This window comes from Klebsiella sp. 141203 (genome assembly GCF_032601985.1).
Taxonomy (GTDB): Bacteria; Pseudomonadota; Gammaproteobacteria; order Enterobacterales; family Enterobacteriaceae; genus Klebsiella; species Klebsiella aerogenes.
On the sequence record NZ_JAQIRL010000002.1, the window covers coordinates 127,241 to 146,302 of the forward strand.

General features: G+C 56.0%; 16 protein-coding genes. 9 read left to right on the forward strand and 7 right to left on the reverse strand.

What is annotated here, in order from left to right; translation table 11 throughout:
• Positions 1–152 precede the first annotated feature (152 nt).
• The 4 genes from PGR29_RS08285 (at position 153) to pheP (ending at position 6,649) form a co-directional block, all read left to right on the forward strand.
• Positions 153–1,457 (forward strand): NAD(P)/FAD-dependent oxidoreductase, encoded by a 1,305-nt coding sequence (locus PGR29_RS08285; RefSeq protein WP_316424388.1) that lies wholly within the window; start codon positions 153–155, stop codon positions 1,455–1,457.
• A gap of 368 nt (positions 1,458–1,825) precedes the next feature.
• A complete protein-coding gene (locus PGR29_RS08290) occupies positions 1,826–2,908 on the forward strand; it encodes a YncE family protein (protein ID WP_316424389.1) in 1,083 nt (360 codons plus the stop codon).
• Positions 2,909–2,967: 59 nt separating this feature from the next.
• The gene (locus PGR29_RS08295) at positions 2,968–5,166 is read left to right on the forward strand and encodes a TonB-dependent receptor (RefSeq protein WP_271032042.1); all 2,199 of its coding nucleotides are present in this window, start codon (positions 2,968–2,970) and stop codon (positions 5,164–5,166) included.
• Positions 5,167–5,272: 106 nt separating this feature from the next.
• Positions 5,273–6,649 carry a phenylalanine transporter gene (gene pheP / locus PGR29_RS08300; RefSeq protein ID WP_047054926.1) on the forward strand — a complete coding sequence of 459 codons (1,377 nt, stop codon included), beginning with the start codon at positions 5,273–5,275 and terminating at the stop codon, positions 6,647–6,649.
• 36 nt (positions 6,650–6,685) lie between these two features.
• Here pheP and PGR29_RS08305 read toward each other — a convergent pair whose 3' ends face one another.
• The 3 genes from PGR29_RS08305 to PGR29_RS08315 form a co-directional block, all read right to left on the reverse strand.
• On the reverse strand, positions 6,686–7,102 hold the full coding sequence (locus PGR29_RS08305; RefSeq protein ID WP_045381305.1) for an Exc2 family lipoprotein: 417 nt from the start codon (positions 7,100–7,102) through the stop codon (positions 6,686–6,688).
• A 131-nt stretch (positions 7,103–7,233) separates the two neighbouring features.
• Positions 7,234–8,478 (reverse strand): mechanosensitive ion channel family protein, encoded by a 1,245-nt coding sequence (locus PGR29_RS08310; RefSeq protein ID WP_015367814.1) that lies wholly within the window; start codon positions 8,476–8,478, stop codon positions 7,234–7,236.
• Positions 8,479–8,555: 77 nt separating this feature from the next.
• Complete coding sequence (locus tag PGR29_RS08315; RefSeq protein ID WP_316424390.1) at positions 8,556–9,983, reverse strand: MFS transporter; 1,428 nt, start codon at positions 9,981–9,983, stop codon at positions 8,556–8,558.
• A gap of 109 nt (positions 9,984–10,092) precedes the next feature.
• On the opposite strand from PGR29_RS08315, the gene PGR29_RS08320 reads away from it, so the two are divergent.
• Entirely contained in the window at positions 10,093–10,962 is an 870-nt protein-coding gene (locus tag PGR29_RS08320; RefSeq protein ID WP_162750177.1) for a helix-turn-helix transcriptional regulator, read from the forward strand.
• Between the two features lie 24 nt (positions 10,963–10,986).
• Positions 10,987–12,024, forward strand: coding sequence for a DUF2157 domain-containing protein (locus PGR29_RS08325; RefSeq protein ID WP_316424391.1), 1,038 nt, complete (start codon positions 10,987–10,989; stop codon positions 12,022–12,024).
• A 105-nt stretch (positions 12,025–12,129) separates the two neighbouring features.
• Here the strand turns inward: PGR29_RS08325 and nfsB are convergent, their stop codons facing one another.
• The 3 genes from nfsB to PGR29_RS08340 form a co-directional block, all read right to left on the reverse strand.
• Positions 12,130–12,783: an oxygen-insensitive NAD(P)H nitroreductase gene (gene nfsB / locus PGR29_RS08330; protein ID WP_015367810.1), complete on the reverse strand. Its 654-nt coding sequence runs from the start codon at positions 12,781–12,783 to the stop codon at positions 12,130–12,132.
• A 120-nt stretch (positions 12,784–12,903) separates the two neighbouring features.
• Positions 12,904–13,272, reverse strand: coding sequence for an MmcQ/YjbR family DNA-binding protein (locus PGR29_RS08335; protein WP_087860290.1), 369 nt, complete (start codon positions 13,270–13,272; stop codon positions 12,904–12,906).
• Positions 13,272–13,853 (reverse strand): TetR/AcrR family transcriptional regulator, encoded by a 582-nt coding sequence (locus PGR29_RS08340; protein ID WP_087860289.1) that lies wholly within the window; start codon positions 13,851–13,853, stop codon positions 13,272–13,274. The genes PGR29_RS08335 and PGR29_RS08340 overlap by 1 nt, the downstream gene beginning before the upstream one ends.
• Before the next feature lie 173 nt (positions 13,854–14,026).
• On the opposite strand from PGR29_RS08340, the gene PGR29_RS08345 reads away from it, so the two are divergent.
• Positions 14,027–15,142, forward strand: a complete 1,116-nt coding sequence (locus tag PGR29_RS08345; RefSeq protein ID WP_162750178.1) for an MBL fold metallo-hydrolase — start codon at positions 14,027–14,029, stop codon at positions 15,140–15,142.
• Positions 15,143–15,174: 32 nt separating this feature from the next.
• Positions 15,175–15,516 (forward strand): RamA family antibiotic efflux transcriptional regulator, encoded by a 342-nt coding sequence (locus tag PGR29_RS08350; RefSeq protein ID WP_015367806.1) that lies wholly within the window; start codon positions 15,175–15,177, stop codon positions 15,514–15,516.
• Positions 15,517–15,573: 57 nt separating this feature from the next.
• Here PGR29_RS08350 and PGR29_RS08355 read toward each other — a convergent pair whose 3' ends face one another.
• Positions 15,574–15,822 carry a DUF1158 domain-containing protein gene (locus PGR29_RS08355; RefSeq protein ID WP_015367805.1) on the reverse strand — a complete coding sequence of 83 codons (249 nt, stop codon included), beginning with the start codon at positions 15,820–15,822 and terminating at the stop codon, positions 15,574–15,576.
• A gap of 501 nt (positions 15,823–16,323) precedes the next feature.
• Between PGR29_RS08355 and PGR29_RS08360 the strand changes: the two genes are divergently transcribed.
• Positions 16,324–19,047 carry a cation-transporting P-type ATPase gene (locus PGR29_RS08360; RefSeq protein ID WP_316424392.1) on the forward strand — a complete coding sequence of 908 codons (2,724 nt, stop codon included), beginning with the start codon at positions 16,324–16,326 and terminating at the stop codon, positions 19,045–19,047.
• Positions 19,048–19,062 lie beyond the last annotated feature (15 nt).

Below are 19,062 nucleotides of genomic sequence, written 5' to 3' on the forward strand. Positions count from 1 at the left end.
TTAAAAATTGCCGCCAATTAAATTTGCGATTACCAATATGCACTCCGTAATCATCTAATGGATGACTGGCATTTTATTGTTTGAATTATTGTTAACTAAAAATTATCTGAGAGTTTTTAATTAACATTTAATTAATTATTTGAGAGGTCACTTTGACTACGCTATTAAAAGAGATCGTTATTGTCGGCGGCGGCGCCGGCGGGTTGGAGCTAGCGACCCAGCTGGGACGTAAATTAGGGCGTCGGCGGAAAGCGAATATTACCCTTGTCGATCGCAGCCAGAGTCATCTGTGGAAACCACTGTTGCATGAAGTCGCCACCGGTTCGCTGGATGAAGGCGTGGACGCGTTAAGCTTTCTTGCCCATGCCAGCAAACACCACTTTTCCTTCCAGCACGGTTCGGTAATGGATATCGATCGGCAGAATAAAACGATTACTATCGCCGCGCTGCGGGATGAGCAGGGCGAAGTACTGGTGCCGGAACGCAAGTTGCGCTGGGATACGCTGGTGATGGCGCTGGGTAGTACGTCGAACGATTTTAATACGCCAGGGGTAAAAGAACACTGTATTTTCCTCGACAGCGCTGAGCAGGCAAAAGTATTTCATCAGCAAATGCTGAACCAATTTCTGCGCTATTCCGCCGACCCGCAGACGACCGGTAAGGTCAATATTGCCATTGTTGGCGGTGGCGCTACCGGCGTTGAATTATCTGCTGAATTACATAATGCGGTGAAAGAACTGCGCAGCTACGGTTATAAAGATCTGACCAACGAGGCGTTAAATGTCAGTCTGATAGAAGCCGGCGACGGTATTTTACCTGCACTGCCAAAACGGATTTCCCGCGCCGCGCACGAAAAGCTGAGTAAACTTGGCGTGAATGTGATGACCAATACCATGATCACCGGCGTTGAAAAAGGTGGCCTGCAGACCAAAAATGGCCAGTTTATCGAGGCGAGTTTAATTGTCTGGGCGGCGGGGATAAAAGCGCCGGACTTCATGAAGGATATCGCCGGGCTGGAGACCAACCGTATCAATCAACTGGTGGTGACCCCGACGCTGCAGACGACGCGCGACGCTGATATTTTTGCTTTCGGCGACTGCGCGGCATGTCCGCGTCCGGAAGGTGGATTTATCCCGCCGCGCGGCCAGGCGGCGCATCAAATGGCGCTCTTGACCGCCGACAACATTATCGCCCGCATGAAGGGGCATAAGTTGAAATCGTTCTCCTATCGCGATCGCGGTTCGCTGGTTTCTCTCTCCGGCTACACGACCTTTGGCAGCATTATGGGACATCTACCGATTGGCCCGATGATGGTCGAAGGCCGTATTGCGCGGATGGTTTACGATTCGTTGTATCGGATGCATCAGGTGACGCTGCACGGTTATTTTAAAACCGGCCTGATGATGTTATCCGGGGGGATAAACCGGATTATTCGCCCGCGCCTGAAATTGCATTAAGCGTGTTAAGCCGCCCTTCGCAAGAAGCGTGCGGCATAGCCTCCTGTCGCCCGGATAAGGCGTAGTGCGCCGCTATCCGGGTATGTATCGATCCCGAAGTTTCTTTCTTCCCCTATCAATCCGCCATTCCACGTTAAAAAATCAGCAGATTATCTTTTTTGCCCGCCGGGGGTTGTCTGACGCCTGATAATGCGTATAGTTCTCATTCTCTTTTTTGTTCGCGGGCTAAGCAGGGATCGATCTGCGCCAGTGAGTCGTTCACAAGGAACAGCAAAGGCGTAGGGTGACGCAAAGACAGCAGGCCGGAAACACACAATATCGGCCACTGCGCGACCACCGGGTCATTGATTTTTTATAGGGTTGTTCCAATGAAATACACTCTTCCGGCGTTGGCGCTGGCCATCAGCGCGACGTTAGGCGGCTGCGCGACTCACCATTCCGCTGCCGTTGCGCAACCGGTTGTTAACTCTCCTGCGGCTAACGTGGCGCAACCGCTGCAGCGCCAGCTAGCGGAAGGGTTGTACGAGATGGCGCTAAGCCCGCAGGGCGATGCGCTGTACGTCGCCAGCGCCGAAGGCTTTAAAGATGTGCAGGGCGGGGCGGTTTACAAGCTGGATCAGCAAACCCTTAATACCATCGGCCTGACGCATACCGATCTGAAAAACTTCGCTTTGCAACTCTCTGCGGATGGTAAAACGCTATACGTCAGCAATTCGCTTGACGGCGGCATCAGCGCTATCGACACCGCCACCGGCAAGGTAAAAAACCGCCTGCTGTTCAGCGAGCGCAATGAAAAAGGGCTCCCCTATGGGGCGCGTCAGCTGCTGCTGCTAAATAATACCCTCTACGTTGGCGCAGTCGCCGACCCGGCGCAAATCTGGGTGGTTGACGCCACTACCATGAAGCTGAAAACGCGGATTAAAAACACCGGTAAATGGATGACCGGCCTGCACTATTCTGCACAAACCGGGCGCGTATACGCCGCCAACGGCAGCGGTGAAATTCTGGTGATCAACCCGCGTAACCAACGCATTGAACAGCGCTGGAAGCCGCTGGGCGACAAGCCGGCGCTGCTGCTTAATATGGCCGAAGATAGCGACACCGGTCGTCTGTTCGTGACCGATAACTCGAAAGCGAAAACCACCCTGGTGTTGGATATCCACAGTGGCAGACTGCTTAAACAGCTCGAGGTCGGTGATTCGCTGGCGGTGCAGTTCAATGGGAAACGCCACGAAATTTATATTTCACAGCGTGAATCCGGCAAGGTTATCAGCCTTGACGCCAGCCGCTACACGCTGAAGAAAAGCTGGGCGCTGCCGGCCAATCCCAACAGCCTGCTGCTTTCCGCCGATGGTCAGACGCTGTTTGTCACCGTCAAACAGCCCTTCAATAAAGACCACTCCACTAAAGGCCCGGACAGCGTCGTACGTATCGACCTGAACGCGCAATAAAAATAACTGGCCCGGCGACGGGTCCTTTGATCCATTTATCCTCATCCATGGGGCAAATTATGCACACCACGCACTATTCATCCTTCCCGCTGCGTAAAACGCTGTTGGCCTTAGCCATCGGCGCCGCCAGTCAAACGGCGATGGCCGCTGACGCTGCCGCCGCGGAGCAGCCTGGCGAAGAGACCATCATCGTCGAGGCTAACGAAAACGGCGATTTTAAATCCGGCGGCGACCTGGTGGTACCGGCATTCCTCGACGGCCAGATCGCCCACGGCGGCCGTCTGGGGATGCTTGGCGAACAAAAAGCGATGGACGTCCCGTTTAACGTCATCGGCTATACCTCGAAGCTGATTCAGGACCAGCAGGCGAAAACTATCGCCGATGTCGTCAGCAACGACGCAGGCGTGCAGGCCGTACAGGGCTACGGAAACTTCGCCGAGACCTATCGAATCCGCGGGTTTAAGCTCGATGGCGATGACATGACCATGGGCGGTCTGGCGGGCGTGGTGCCGCGTCAGGTGATGGACACTCAGATGCTGGAGCGCGTTGAAATTTTCAAAGGGGCTAACAGCCTGCTTAACGGCGCGGCCAGCAGCGGCGTCGGCGGGATGATTAACCTCGAGCCGAAACGGGCGGAAGATCTGCCGACCGCACGTGTTGGCGTCGACTATACCTCTGATTCGCAGGTTGGCGGTACCCTCGACCTGGGACGCCGTTTCGGCGATAACAACCAGTTCGGCGCCCGGGTCAACCTGGTGCATCGCGAGGGCGAAGGCGCTATCGATAACGATAAACGCCGTACCACGCTGGCTTCGCTGGGGCTTGATTACCGTGGCGATCGTTTCCGCTCCTCGCTCGATTTCGGCTATCAGAAGAAAACGTTCCACGGCGGTACGATGGGCGTCAATATCAGCGGCGTAGATTTCATCCCGGCGCTGCCGGACAACAGCAAAAACTACAGCCAGAAGTGGGGCTATAGCGATATTGAAAGCGAGTTCGGCATGGCGAAGGCGGAATATGACCTGAGCGATAGCTGGACGGTATACAGCGCCCTCGGCGGTCAGCATTCGCATGAAATCGGCACCTACAGCGCGCCGAAGCTGCTCAATAAAAACGGCGATGCAACGGTTGGCCGCCTTGATACTAACCGCATCATCGACGCGATCAGCGGCATGGGCGGGGTACGCGGCGATTTCAATACCGGCGCGATTTCGCATAAGGTGAATCTCGGCTATGCGGCGCAGGTGCATACCGATGCGACCGCCTGGCGGATGTCGGCGAAGAATCCGACCACCAATATCTATGACAACCACGATGTGGCAATGCCGGATAACGCCTATTTTGGCGGCAACTACCACGATCCGCTGGTCACCTCGCGCAGCCGTACGCAGGGCTGGCTGCTGAGCGACACTCTCGGCTTCTTTAACGATAAGGTGCTGTTTACCGCGGCTGCTCGTCATCAGAAAGTGGTCGTGCGCAACTACAGCAACGCCACCGGACTGGAAGATACCTCTTCGCGTTATACCCAAAGCCGCTGGATGCCGACGTTTGGCTTGGTGTACAAGCCGTGGGAGCAGCTGTCGCTGTATGCTAACCATACCGAAGCGCTGCAGCCGGGCTCTGTGGCGCCGACTACGGCGGCCAATGCCGGGCAGAGTACCGGGATCGCGCACTCGAAGCAGGACGAAGTGGGCGTCAAGATCGACTACGGAACGATCGGCGGATCGCTGGCGCTGTTTGAAATCAAAAAACCGAACGCCATTTCCGATACCTCTGGCAATTACGGCCTCGACGGCGAGCAGCGTAACCGCGGCGTAGAGATGAACGTCTTCGGCGAGCCGATGCTGGGGCTGCGTCTTAACGCCAGTACGGTGTGGCTGGATGCCAAACAGACTAAAACCGCTAAAGGCGCAACCGATGGTAAAGATGCCATCGGGGTGGCTAATTTCTACGCGGTGCTCGGTGCCGAGTATGATATTAAGCCGGTGGAAGGCCTGACCGCGACAGCGCGTGTCAATCATAGCGGCTCGCAGTATGCCGATGCGGCCAACACCAAGAAGCTGGATAGCTACACCACCCTGGATTTAGGCCTGCGCTATCGTATGCGCCTGAACTCCGACCAGAACGAAATGACCTGGCGCATCGGGGTGACCAACGTGACCAACGAGAAGTACTGGTCCGGCATTGACGATACCGGAACCTATCTGTTCGAAGGCGATCCGCGTACCGTTCGCGTCTCAATGAGCTACGACTTCTAACGCTAAAAAAGCGGGGCGGGCGGCTGATGCTTGCCCCGTGCAACTTGCGACAATTCCCCCTAAGTGATAAAAGGTGCCCCTTCACAAAAATACACAGGGGAACGACGTGAAAGACGCGTCAACGTCGTCGGATGCCGTGGAAGAGAGCGGCCCGACGCTTCATCGCGGTTTACAGAACCGACATATTCAACTTATCGCCCTTGGCGGCGCGATTGGCACCGGCCTGTTTCTTGGCATTGGTCCCGCGATTCAAATGGCTGGCCCGGCGGTATTACTGGGTTACGCCGTGGCCGGTATTGTGGCTTTTCTGATTATGCGCCAGCTTGGCGAGATGGTGGTGGAAGAGCCGGTATCTGGCTCTTTTGCCCACTTTGCCTATAAATACTGGGGCCCGTTCGCCGGCTTTCTCTCTGGCTGGAACTACTGGGTGATGTTCGTGCTGGTAGGGATGGCGGAACTAACCGCCGCCGGGATTTATATGCAGTACTGGCTCCCTGATGTTCCCACCTGGGTTTGGGCGGCGGCCTTCTTCATCATTATTAACGCCGTCAACCTGGTCAACGTACGTCTGTATGGCGAAGCGGAATTCTGGTTCGCGCTGATTAAAGTGCTGGCGATTATCGGCATGATCGCCTTTGGCCTGTGGATGCTGTTTGGCGGTCACGGCGGCAGTAAAGCTGGTTTTGATAACCTGTGGAAGCATGGCGGCTTCCTCGCCACCGGCTGGCATGGCCTGGTGCTGTCGTTGGCGGTCATTATGTTCTCTTTTGGCGGCCTGGAGCTAATCGGCATTACCGCCGCGGAAGCGCAGGATCCGGAAAAGAGCATTCCGAAAGCGGTCAACCAGGTGGTTTACCGTATCCTGCTGTTTTACATCGGCTCGCTGGTGGTGCTGCTGGCGCTTTATCCGTGGGTGGAGATCAAATCCGATAGTAGTCCGTTTGTGATGATTTTCCATAATCTTGACAGCAACGTGGTGGCTTCCGCGCTGAATTTCGTCATTCTGGTGGCATCGCTGTCGGTCTATAACAGCGGCGTCTATTCTAACAGCCGCATGCTGTTCGGGTTGTCGGTACAAGGCAACGCGCCGAAGTTTCTCGCCCGCGTCAGCAAACGCGGCGTGCCGGTGAATTCGTTGCTGCTGTCGGGCGTCATTACCTCGCTGGTGGTGGTACTGAACTATCTGCTGCCGCATGAAGCGCTGGGGTTGCTGATGGCGCTGGTAGTGGCGACGCTGCTGCTGAACTGGATAATGATCTGCATGGCGCATCTGAAGTTTCGCGCCGCGCAGCGTCGTAAAGGTCGCGAGTCGAAGTTCAAAGCGTTACTGGCGCCAGCCAGCAACTACTTTTGCATCGCTTTTCTCGGTTTGATTCTGGTGCTGATGTGCACCATTGACGGGATGCGTCTGTCGGCGATATTGCTGCCGGTGTGGATTATCTTCCTGTTTGCCGCTTTCAAACTGCTGCGCCGCCCGGCGTAAGGCTTATCGCCCCGCGGAATGGCGGGGCGACATAACTTATTTTATCCCGTGGAAGCCATCCAGATAGGCGCCAGCCAGCTCATTGCCAAACAGACGAGCATCCTTCGCTTCCATCGTTTCGCTCCACCGATCGCTCGCATTACCGTTGAAGGAGTGTTGCGACTTCACCCCTTCCAGCGCCTGTTGCTTAATGGCGTCGGCAACTCGCTGCGCATCGCTTTCACTCACCCCTTTTTTCCGATCTTCTTGCCCGCGGGCGTAGATATCGCGGAAGTTAGGCAAGTTCATCTGATAATTTTGCTGACGGTTAACGGTGAAATTACCGCCGACGAAATCTGAACGGTGAGACACGAAGCTATAAGCATGGCGTTCTGGCGAGGTCTTCGATGAGGTGCAACCGGAAAGGAGTGCTAAAGCGCAGCCAAGCGCGACAAACGTTGTGGTTAATTTCATTATGCAGAGCGTCCTTTGGCGATAATCCATATTGGTGAAAAGATCATCTGCTTAAACTGTGTCGACGGCTAGCCCTGAGAAATGATAGTGGAGTGAGAGTACGCTGGCGCGCAATGCGCGCCAGCCGGGAATCAGGACGACAGCGCGCCCGACAGCGAACGAATGTCGTTGCCGGTTGGCGTCTGGTGAATACGCAGGCCGAACTCGTCAACCACGGCAAAGATATGGTCGAAGATATCCGCCTGAATGCCTTCATACTCCGCCCACACCACGGTATTGGTAAAGCAGTAGATCTCAATCGGCAGGCCGTTAGCGTCCGGCGCCAGCTGGCGCACCATCATGGTCATATCCTTACGTAGCCGCGGATGGTTACGCAGATACTCCTGCAGATAGGCGCGGAAGGTGCCGATATTGGTCATTTTGCGCAGGTTAAGCACCGAGGGTTCATTAGCGTGCTGTTGGTTCCACTCGTTAATTTCCTGATGGCGCGAGTCCATATACGGCTTCAGCAATTTGGCCTGAATCAGCCGCTGCTGCTCCTGCTCGTCAAGAAAATGGATGCTGGTGGTATCGATGTTCAGGCTGCGCTTAATGCGACGACCGCCGGAGGCCGACATCCCGCTCCAGTTTTTAAACGAATCCGAGACCAGCGACCAGGTGGGGATTGTGGTGATAGTGTTATCCCAGTTGCGCACTTTTACCGTGGTCAGGCCGATATCAATAACCGCGCCATCGGCGCCATATTTCGGCATTTCCAGCCAGTCGCCGAGTTTGAGCATGTCGTTGGCGGAAAGCTGGATGCCGGCCACCAGGCCAAGAATCGGGTCTTTAAATACTAACATCAGTACGGCGGCCATCGCGCCAAGACCGCTAATGAGAATCGCCGGCGACTGGCCAATCAGCAGAGATATGATCAGAATGCCGATAATAATCGCCGTAACCAGTTTAATACCCTGGAAGATGCCTTTAAGCGGCAGCTGCGAGGCAGTCGGGAATTTTTGCGCCAGATTGAAAATCACGTCCAGCAGCGAGAAGAAGGAGAGCATGGCGTAAACCATGACCCACAGTTGCGCGCAGGTGGATAAAATTTCCGCCGCTTCGCTGCCTTTCTGCAGCCAGAGCACGGCCTGAACGTTGACGATAATCCCCTGTAGGGTGAACGCCAGGCGGTGGAAAAGTTTATTTTGCGTGATGATCTGCAGCCATAAATGGCTACTGGCCTGCGCCCGCTTTTCGAAGGTGCGTAGTACCACTTTATGTAGAATGAGATGAACGACAATCGCCGTCAGAAAAATAATGCCAAAAGTAATGATGAGCGAGGTGGTTGGGGTGATTTTGATGCCTAATGCGGCGATTTGCGATATTAATTCCTGCATAACGTCTCCTGTACATCCAGCGGTTATGATGACCGCTGGATGACTATTATGCAAATCAGAGGTTACACAGTTGTGAATCAGGACGCCGTCGCCGCCGCCTGCAGATTCAGGTGATGGCGCAGCCAGAGGGCTATAGCGCCCAGCAGCAGCATCATCGCCACCTCGACCAGCAGGAAGACGATCAGCGCCTGCGCATAGTCACCACCGCCGCGCTGGGCCAGGGTTAAGAACAGCGAGCCGAGAATGGCCGGCCCCAGCCCCAGCGTCGCCTGTTGCAGGGTACTGAGAATGGCGCTACCGGCCCCGGCGTCGCAGGCGCGAATGTCCCGCATCCCGATACGATAGAAACTGTTGACGATTAACGCCTGGCCATAGCCGACCAGCGCGGTGGAGGGCACCAGCGCCAGCGTCGTGGTCCGCAGGCCAAGTTGATAAAAGGTGGCGCTCAGCATCAGCAGGCCGCTAATCTGCACTGCCAGGCCAATCAGCAAAATCCGCCCCATACTATAGCGAGCGATAAGCTTCGGCGCGTACAGCGCGGAGATAAAATAGGCCACCCCGAGAGCGATAAAACTGTTGCCGGACTGCCACGGCGCCATCCCAAGCCCGGCCTGCATGGTCAGCGCCATACAAAACATAAAGCCGGACCAGGCGCTGAAGAACAGCAGCGCGATAGCCATACCAAAACGGATGCTGGTGAGCTTCAACAGCCGCGGCGGCAGCAGCGGTTGCTCGCCGCGCTGCTGCTTACGCAGCGCGCTCAGGCGCATCCAGCCGAGCAGGGGGAGTACGGCCAGCAAAAGCAGCTGTAGCTCCCATGGCCAGTGCAGTTCCGGCCCCAGCGCCATCGGGAACAGCAGGCAGCAGAGGATTAACGCCAGGCTGAAAGTTCCCTGCCAATCGATGCTGGAATGGCTTTCGCGGCGGGTTTCCGGCACATAGCGGCGGCTAAAAGCTAACACCAGCAGGCAGATAGGGATGTTGATAAAGAAGGCGTTACGCCAGCCGAGCCCGGCGATATCGGCGGAGACCAGCCAACCGCCGCCCATCTGGCCGACGATAAACGCGATGCCGCCGATACCGCCGTAGAGGCTGATCGCCCGGGCGTGGGCGGTACCTTTCAAGGTGACGTGCAGGGTGGCGAGTATTTGCGGCACGATCAGCGCGGCGCCCGCGCCTTGCAGCGTTCTCGCGGCCAGCAGGGTAGTGATTGAGTTAGCCATCCCGCATAGCAGCGAGGCGATGCCGAATACCGCCACGCCCCACAGGAACAGGCGGCGGCGTCCATAGTTATCGCCCAGTTTGCTGCCCATCGCCAGGCAGACGGCAAAGGCCACGCCGTACAGCGCGACGATAAGCTCCAGTTGGGTGGCGCTGGCATCGAGGGAGTGGGTGATCGAGTCCAGTGCCACGTTGGTTATCGAGGTATCGATTAACGGCAGCATCTGGCCGGTCAGTAACAGCAGTAAACCGGCGCGGCCGGGTGAAACAGCAGACGAATTCATCGGATCTCTCCATTGCGTCATTCAGCGTATGGCCGTAGCATCACCGATTAATTAAACGGGTACCAGTTCCTGTCTATACTGGTATTGGTACTACCATGCTGGAGGAACGATGTCGCTAATACTGCAACGTGAGGCCCCGAACCTCGCGCCCGATGATAGCCGTAAACAGCTGGGGGCATTTCTGCGCGCCCGCCGCGAAAGTCTTGACCCGCAGCGCCTCGGCCTGCCGCGCGTCGGGCGGCGAAGGACGCCGGGCCTGCGCCGGGAAGAGGTGGCGATGTTGGCGGACGTCGGCGTGACCTGGTATACCTGGCTTGAGCAGGGGCGGGAAGTGAATCCATCGGCGGCGGTATTAAGCGGCGTGGCCAGCGCGCTTCAGTGCAGCCCGCTGGAAACCCGTCATCTGTTCGTTCTGGCAGGCTTAACGCCGCCGGAGAACACGCAGGCCACGGTCTGCGAGGGGATCAGTCCCGGAACCCGACGCATGCTTGATAGCCTGATGCCGCAGCCCGCCAGCATTCAGAAACCAAACTTTGATATCGTCGCCTGGAACGACAGCTTTTGCCGCCTGATGGGCGTTGATTTCGCGACGATTGCCGAAGAAGACCGCAATTGCATTTATCTCTATCTCACCTGCGAAACCTGGCGTAGCCGCATTGAAAATCGCGATGTGTTGCCCACTTTTGTTTCCTATTTTCGCGCGGCGATGGCTGAGCATCGCGGCTCGCCAGAGTGGGAAGATAAGCTGGCGCGTTTTTTCGCCGCCTCGGCGGAGTTTGAAGCGCTATGGCACCAGCGCTACGAGGTACGCGGCGTCGAAAACCAGGTGAAAAATTTTAACCATCCGCAGCTCGGGCGCTTTAGTCTGCAGCAAATGTACTGGTATTCCGCGCCGCGCAACGGTTCGCGTCTGCTGGTCTATTTACCGCTGGATGAAACCGGAGAACAGGCGCTGGCCTGGCTGGATCAACAGGGCTAAGCCCGCAATGGACAAGGAACGCTTATGAACGTCACCCGCAAGCAGCAGCGGATTATTCAACGTGCTATCGAGCAATGGCAGCAGGAGGGGATTCTGAACAGCAGCGACGGCCAACGGCTGTCAGCGTCGCTATCTGTTCGCGCTTTCGACTGGCAGCGCCTGAGCCGCTATGCCTTCTGGACCGCGATGGCCTGCGTGCTGATTGCGCTGGGGAGTCTGTTCGCCGACGCCGAATTGATTACGGCGATTATCAATCTGTTCAGCGACTCCGCTGTCGCGCGCATTATCCTGCCGACGCTGCTGGCCATCGCATTTTATTATTGGGGGTTCCGCCGTCAGCGTCGCGAAGCGCAGTGGCACTATAGCACCGAGGCGATTTTGTTCCTCGGCGTGATTTGCACCGCCATTGCCTTGTGGCAGCTAGGCGATCGGCTGGACGACGGCAGCGGCCACGTGGCGCCGCTGATACTGCTCGGCTGCGCGATTTACGGCCTGATAGGGTATTTCGCCCGTTCCGGGCTGGTGTGGCTGTTCTTTCTGCTGGCGTTGGGGAACTGGTTTGGCGCGGAAACCGGCTATGTATTAGGTTGGGGCGCCTACTGGCTGGGGATGAGCTTCCCGATTCGTTTCGTGTTGTTCGGCGGCGTGCTGCTGGCGCTGTGCTACTTGATGCAAAATGTATTACGCCAGCGGCAGTTGTTTACCGTCACTAAGGCGATGGGGCTGACCTGGCTGTTTGTCGCGCTGTGGATCCTGTCGATTTTCGGCAACTACGATTCCGAGAGCTGGTATGGGGTGAGCCAGGCGCAACTGCTGCCGTGGGGGCTGCTGTTTGCGCTGGCGGCGGTGCTGTGTATTTATATCAGCCTGAAAACCGACGATGGCATGCTGCGTGGATTTGGCCTGACGTTCCTCGCCATCAACCTCTACACCCGCTTCTTCGAATTCTTCTGGTATAGCCTGCACAAGGTGGTGTTCTTCCTGATCCTGGCGGCATCGCTGGCGATGATTGGCCGCTATGCCGAGCGGATCTGGCACGCCGGAGAGGGGGAGAAAAAGTAACCTTCCCCGGTGGCGCTACGCTTACCGGGGCTACCAACTGAGTACTGGACCGTAGCCCGGATAAGGCGCAAAGCGCCGCCATCCGGGGAGGGCAGCGCGCGGAGATTAGATCTCTGTGATGGTGGTAGACTGCGGCAGGCGGGATTTCGGCAGTGCGGCGTTGAAGTCCTCCACGCTGTGATGACCGACCGGCACCACGACTACGCTGGTATAACCTTGCGCTTTCAGGCCAAACTCTTCGTCGAGGATGGCGAAATCGACGCCTTCGATCGGCACCGCATCCAGACCCATTGCCGCCACGCCGAGCAGGAAGTTGCCCACGTTAAGATAAACCTGCTTCGCCATCCACTGATCGTCATCTTTCAGCTCTTTGCGGTGCATATCGGCAAAGAAGGTGCGGCCTTTGTGGTTACCGGCTTTGGCTTCCGGAGTGGCAAAACGGCCATCGGCATCTTCCTGATCAACGACTTTTTCCAGCCACGCATCGTCCATCGCGGTTTTCGCACAGAACACGACAACGTGGGAAGCGTCGAGGATTTTACGTTCGTTGAACACGTAGGTGCCGCTGGCTGCTTTCGCGACGCGAGCTTTACCTTCATCGCTGCTGGCGACGATAAAGTGCCATGGCTGGGAGTTGGTGCTCGACGGGCTATATTGCAGCAGCGTTTTCAGGTTTTCCGCCTGTTCAGCCGTCAGTTTTTTCGCCGGATCGAAAGCCTTAGTGGAGTAACGTTTTAAGGCAACTGAGATAATATCCATGACTCTTCCTCACAATTTTCAGCCCCTTACGGGCACATTTCGTGGGAGGAAGAGTACAGCGATGCGCGGGAAATGATAAGAGTGAAAAATGCGATAACACTTATCGCATTTATTTGAAAATCAGCCGGGACGCAGCCGACGCTGGTCTTTTTTCGCCAGCTTATCCACCACCAGATTCCACGAGTCGTCAATAAGCTCGGCAAGTAAATCCTCGCTGATATCCTCGCCCGGGACCACGGTGATCCAGTGCTTTTTGTTCATGTGATAGCCCGGTTCGATGCTGCGGTAAATTTGCTGATTGAGCAGCGATTTTTGCGGATCGGCCTTCAGGTTGACTATGACACGCCCGCGAAGGGTCATGGTCAACATGAAAATCCGCCCGCCGACTTTAAACACGTCATACTCCGGGCCAAACGGCCAGCAGTGTTCGGTGAAAGGGTAGGTTAGCGCGATACGCTGCGCGTGATGGTGTAGCGCTTCGTTATCCATTAATGCTCATTCTCATGCAGCGCATTCCACATAGCCTCAAAACCGAGGGCGATGATTTCTCGAGCACGCTGCGGGTCGTGGCTGGCGAACTCGATGGTGGTTTCGGCCAGCGACAGGAACAGGGCATCGCCGAAGGCGCGATAGGCGTCGCTAAGGAAAACCGCTTTCACCGACAGCTGACACATCTCGTTCAGCTCGGGAAAACTCTCTTTAACCTGGCTGCGGGTTTCATCGGTGATGCGTTCGCTCAATGCCATGCGGCGAATGGCGCGGTATTCCATAGGGTTACGCATCCCCCAGTCGATATAGCTGTTCCAGATGTTGCGCGCGTTCTCTTTCGGGCGCTTTTCGTCAGGATTGAGCCCGTCGATCATCGTCTGTACTAAGCGCATCTTAATGGCGAGGTATAACTCGTTGAGCAACTCATCTTTAGTGGCGAAATAGCGAAACAGCGTTCCTTCAGCAACCCCCGCGCTGCGGGCTATCGCCGATGTTGAAGCGGCAATGCCGGACTGGGCGAAAGCGGCCGTGGCGGCTTCCAGTAACGCTTGTTTTTTATCTTCACTCTTAGGACGAGCCACTACATTTTACCTCGCTGAAAGTTAAACCTCGATCTAATCACGGCGGACCGCACAACTGCAACGCCAGATGTCAAAAATTGAAAATAGTCTTGACGATTTTCTACTCCTTCCTAATAATGAGTGCTTACTCACTCATAATCAAGTTATATCATAAAGTCCCCTGGATGGGGCTTTTGTCTGGTCAGGATATGAACCGTGTCACCTTTAGCGTGGTCGCCATTATGTTATTAGCAGCAGCAACGACATTGCCGTTTGTTCTCAATGCCGGTTTTGGCAAAGCGCCGCAGGGTGCGCAGCTCAGTCTTGTCGAACAGTCGCCGAACTACCGTGACGGCCAGTTCCATAACCAACTGCCGACGCCGGGATTCACCGGGCAGAAAAACATGCTGGCCGCGTGGTGGGATTTTCTGGTCACGAAGCGAGAGAACGCGCGCCCGCAGCAGCCGTTGCCGCTGGTGAATACCGATCTTGCCGGTCTACCTTCTGGTGAAGACGTGATGGTCTGGCTCGGTCACTCATCGTGGTATCTGCAGCTGGCGGGTAAACGTATCCTGATCGACCCGGTATTTAGCGATTACGCCGCGCCGTTCTCTTTCATCAATAAGGCTTTCCCCGGTGATTACCCGTGGAACGCGCAGCGGATGCCGGAGATCGATCTGCTGATTATCTCCCACGATCACTACGACCATCTCGACTACGCCACCATCAAAGCGCTGATGCCGAAAGTTAAACGCGTGGTGACGCCGCTCGGCGTCGGCTCGCATCTGCGCTACTGGGGAATGGATGCGGCGATCATTGATGAAATGGACTGGAACCAGGCGGTAAAAATCAGCGATGAACTCACCGTACACGCGCTGCCGGCTCGCCATTTTTCCGGCCGCGGGTTGAAACGCAACCAAACCTTGTGGGCCAGCTTCCTGTTCGTCACCCCGCAGCAAAAGATTTATTACAGCGGCGATAGCGGCTATGGCCCGCATTTTAAGGCCATTGGCGAGCAGTTTGGTCCCATCGACCTGGCAATCATGGAAAACGGTCAATATGACCAGGACTGGAAATACATCCACATGATGCCGGAAGAAACGGCGCAGGCCGCCGATGATTTACGCGCCCGGTCGGTATTACCGGGGCATGCCGGACGCTTTGTGCTGGCAAAACACAGCTGGGACGATCCGTACCAGCGGCTGGCGGCAGCCAGCGAAGGACGTGAGTGGCGTTTAGTCACGCCAATGCTGGGCGAACCGGTGTGGGTCGCTGATAAGACACAATCATTTAACGCCTGGTGGCGCTAACCGCCAGAGTGGTTCAGAAGGAGAGAAGAGATATGAATATATCCGCTCAGGTGATTGACACTATCGTGGAATGGATTGATGACAATCTGCATCAACCGCTGCGAATTGATGATATTGCGCGCCATGCCGGATACTCAAAATGGCATCTGCAACGGCTGTTTTTACAGTACAAAGGGGAAAGTCTCGGGCGCTACATTCGCGAGCGTAAACTGCTGCTGGCGGCGCGCGACCTGCGAGATACCGACCAGCGGGTTTATGATATCTGCCTGAAATACGGCTTTGATTCTCAGCAAACCTTTACCCGCATCTTTACCCGTACTTTCAATCAGCCGCCGGGCGCGTATCGCAAAGAGAACCACAGTCGCGCGCATTGAGCGCCGGTCGCATACCAGTCCGCCTCTTCGGCGGGCTTTTTTTTGCTCGCTTGCGGCTTAATCTGCCAGCGAGAACCAGCGGCGCCATATCCAGCGCAATACCAGATACTCAACTACCCCCAGCGCTAAGAACCACAGGCAGAAGATCAAAGTATAGAGCTGGTTGAGATCCATCAGGTGGAAGGATGTGACTAGCTTTTGCGCCAGCGTCAGGCCGAGCGAGGGCGCCGGCAACAGCAAGCACGAGATCAGGGCTAACAGCAAAATGCCGGCGGCGGATAATAGCGTTTCCAGCGGGTGTTTCATTATGATGTTAATCGTCAGTTAAAAAACATATTGTCCGGTAAAAAGTCCGTTAACGCAATATGCTTTATCTGCTGATTAATTTACGTCATTCATATTATTTCTAATATTATTAATAAAAAACCCTCTGTTAATTTATTGGGTAATATTTGTGATTAAGTTAATTTCACCTGGATGTAAATTAACGTCATTTATTATCCCAGCATTTTTACAAAAGTATAGGTACTATATCCCACTATTGTGGCAATAATGATTGCCAACGCGACATACAGCGCCAGCCGGCGTCCGCGGTAGATTCCAAACATGTTTCACCTCGTTTATAAATGGTTTAGAAATACCCTGTAATATTTGTTTTTCAGAACCAACTTACCATGTATTTTTTAATTTGCGAGCAAATAAATGTTGTGGCTGGATAATTTGATCTTGCTCGCAAAACGCATTAATTCATTGGCCAGAAATGATTTCAGGCTTTCCGATTCACGGAATTTAAAAGGAAACTTTATTTTGACCAGGATGATTAATCCCCACAACATCACGCCTTCGGGCGACAGCGCGCCGCAGCAGGCTTATCAGCAAACAGTCGAGGCGGTACTGGCGCAAAAAAAGAGCCATGCCGACGGTCTTAGCAGCGCTGAAGCCGCCGGTCGCCTGAAATCATACGGCCCTAACGCACTGCCGGAAAAGAAAGGCAAACCCGCATGGCTGCGTTTTCTCGCCCACTTCAACGATGTCCTGATTTACGTCCTGCTGGCCGCTGCCGCGCTCACCGCGGTGATGGGCCACTGGGTCGATACTCTGGTTATTCTCGGCGTTACCGTCATTAATGCGTTGATCGGTCATATTCAGGAGAGCAATGCCGAAAAATCGCTGCAGGGGATCCGCAACATGCTTTCCAGCGATGCCCGCGTACAGCGCAACGGCAAGCATGAAACGATTCCCACCCGTGACCTGGTGCCGGGCGATATTGTTATTCTGCGCGCCGGCGATCGCGTTCCGGCGGATCTGCGCCTGATTGAAAGCCACAATCTACGGGTAGAAGAGGCTATCCTCACCGGTGAGTCGACGGTGGTGGATAAAACCACCGTGACGCTACAGGGGGAATTGCCGCTGGGCGACCGCACCAATATGGTCTTCTCCGGCACCACTATCAGCGCCGGCAGCGGCGTCGGCGTGGTTACCGCTACCGGTCAAGAGACCGAGCTAGGCCACATCAATCAGATGATGGCGGCTATTGAAAAGCACCGTACTCCGCTGCTGGTGCAGATGGATAAGCTGGGGAAAGCGATTTTTGTCATCATTCTCGCGATGATGGTGGCGCTGTTCTTCTTCAGCCTTGCGTTGCGCGATATTCCGCTGGGCGAGCTGCTGCTGTCGCTGATTAGCCTCGCGGTGGCGGCGGTGCCGGAAGGCCTGCCGGCGATTATCTCGATTATCCTGTCGCTCGGCGTACAGGCGATGGCGCGCAAGCGGGCGATTATCCGTAAGCTGCCGACGGTTGAAACGCTTGGCGCGATGACCGTGGTGTGCTCGGACAAAACCGGCACCCTGACCATGAACGAAATGACGGTGAAAGCAGTCATCACCGCTGACTGCTGCTACCGCGTAGAAGGCGATAGCTATGAGCCGCAGGGGCGCATTTTCCAGGAAGGCAGCGACGAGCCGGTGGTGGTCCAGCCGGGTAGCGTTCTGGAAACCTACCTGCGCACCATCGATCTGTGCAACGACAGCCAGATCGTTCAGGACGAGCGTGGTCTGTGGGGTATCACCGGCGGCCCGACCGAAGGGGCGCTGAAGGTGCTGGCGGCAAAAGCCCGGTTGGCGCCCCTCGTTACCCGGCTGGTGGCGAAGATTCCGTTTGATTCGCAGTATAAATATATGGCCACCCATCAGCAGATTGGCGATGAGGAGCGGGTGCTGATTACCGGCGCGCCGGATGTCATCTTCGCCCTGTGCGGCCAGCAGATGAGCAAGCAGGGGCCAATGCCGTTTGACCGTCAGTACTGGGAAGACGAAATGGCGCGCTTTGCCCGCCAGGGGTTACGGATGGTTGCCGCCGCCTGCAAACCGGCAGCAGTCGGTAGCACTACGCTGAACCACGACGATCTGCGTGAAGGGCTGGTGTTCCTCGGCATCGCCGGAATGATGGATCCGCCGCGTCCGGAGGCGATTGACGCGATCCACGCCTGCCAGACCGCCGGGATCCGCGTGAAGATGATCACCGGCGACCATCCGCAGACGGCGATGAGCATCGGCCAGATGCTGGGGATCGCCAATAGCCGCCAGGCGATGACCGGCTATCAGCTTGAGCATATGGATGATGCCGAGCTGGCGAAGGCTGCAGTGGAGTTTGATATTTTCGCCCGTACCAGTCCGGAGCATAAGCTGCGCCTGGTAAAGGCGCTACAGGATAGCGGCGAAGTGGTCGGCATGACCGGTGACGGCGTTAACGACGCCCCGGCGCTGCGCCAGGCCGACGTGGGCATCGCCATGGGCATTAAAGGGACCGAGGTGACCAAAGAGGCCGCCGATATGGTGCTCACCGACGACAACTTCGCCACCATCGCCAGCTCGGTGAAGGAGGGGCGTCGTGTCTATGACAACTTGAAAAAGACCATCCTGTTCATCATGCCGACCAACCTCGCGCAGGGGCTGTTGATCATCATCGCGCTGCTGGCGGGCAATATTATTCCGCTGACGCCGGTGCTGATTTTGTGGATGAACATGGCGACCTCGGCCACGCTCTCCTTCGGCCTGGCCTTTGAAGCCGCCGAGCGCAACGTGATGAATCGCCCGCCGCGTAAGACCGGCCAGCACGTGATGGATGGGTTTGCCGTCTGGCGCGTCGCCTTTGTCGGTTCGATGATTGCCGTCGCCGCTTTTATTCTCGAAGCCTGGCTGGCGCCGCGCGGCCACAGCGCCGAGTTCATCCGCACCGTGCTGCTGCAGATGTTGGTGACCGCGCAGTGGGTCTATATGATTAACTGCCGCAGTAGCGACAGCTTCTCCCTGAACAAAGGATTGCTGCGCAACAAAGGCATCTGGTTGGTGACCGGCGTTCTGTTGCTGATGCAGTTGGTCATCATCTATGTACCGCTAATGCAGAACATGTTCGGCACCGAAGCGCTACCGCTGCGCTACTGGTTCGTGACCCTGGTGATTGGTGTGGCTATGTTCCTGGTGGTTGAAATTGAGAAGCGGCTGACCCGCCGTTTGCGTAAAGCTGCCTGATCCCCTCCGGCGCCC

What these genes read in the sequence shown, in the direction of transcription:
- PGR29_RS08290 (WP_316424389.1), top strand. Translation starts at nt 1,826, where the DNA reads ATGAAATACACTCTTCCGGCGTTGGCGCTGGCCATCAGCGCGACGTTA.
- PGR29_RS08295 (WP_271032042.1), top strand. Translation starts at nt 2,968, where the DNA reads ATGCACACCACGCACTATTCATCCTTCCCGCTGCGTAAAACGCTGTTG.
- PGR29_RS08305 (WP_045381305.1), bottom strand. Translation starts at nt 7,102, where the DNA reads ATGAAATTAACCACAACGTTTGTCGCGCTTGGCTGCGCTTTAGCACTC.
- PGR29_RS08310 (WP_015367814.1), bottom strand. Translation starts at nt 8,478, where the DNA reads ATGCAGGAATTAATATCGCAAATCGCCGCATTAGGCATCAAAATCACC.
- PGR29_RS08315 (WP_316424390.1), bottom strand. Translation starts at nt 9,983, where the DNA reads ATGAATTCGTCTGCTGTTTCACCCGGCCGCGCCGGTTTACTGCTGTTA.
- PGR29_RS08320 (WP_162750177.1), top strand. Translation starts at nt 10,093, where the DNA reads ATGTCGCTAATACTGCAACGTGAGGCCCCGAACCTCGCGCCCGATGAT.
- PGR29_RS08325 (WP_316424391.1), top strand. Translation starts at nt 10,987, where the DNA reads ATGAACGTCACCCGCAAGCAGCAGCGGATTATTCAACGTGCTATCGAG.
- nfsB (WP_015367810.1), bottom strand. Translation starts at nt 12,783, where the DNA reads ATGGATATTATCTCAGTTGCCTTAAAACGTTACTCCACTAAGGCTTTC.
- PGR29_RS08335 (WP_087860290.1), bottom strand. Translation starts at nt 13,272, where the DNA reads ATGGATAACGAAGCGCTACACCATCACGCGCAGCGTATCGCGCTAACC.
- PGR29_RS08350 (WP_015367806.1), top strand. Translation starts at nt 15,175, where the DNA reads ATGAATATATCCGCTCAGGTGATTGACACTATCGTGGAATGGATTGAT.
- PGR29_RS08355 (WP_015367805.1), bottom strand. Translation starts at nt 15,822, where the DNA reads ATGAAACACCCGCTGGAAACGCTATTATCCGCCGCCGGCATTTTGCTG.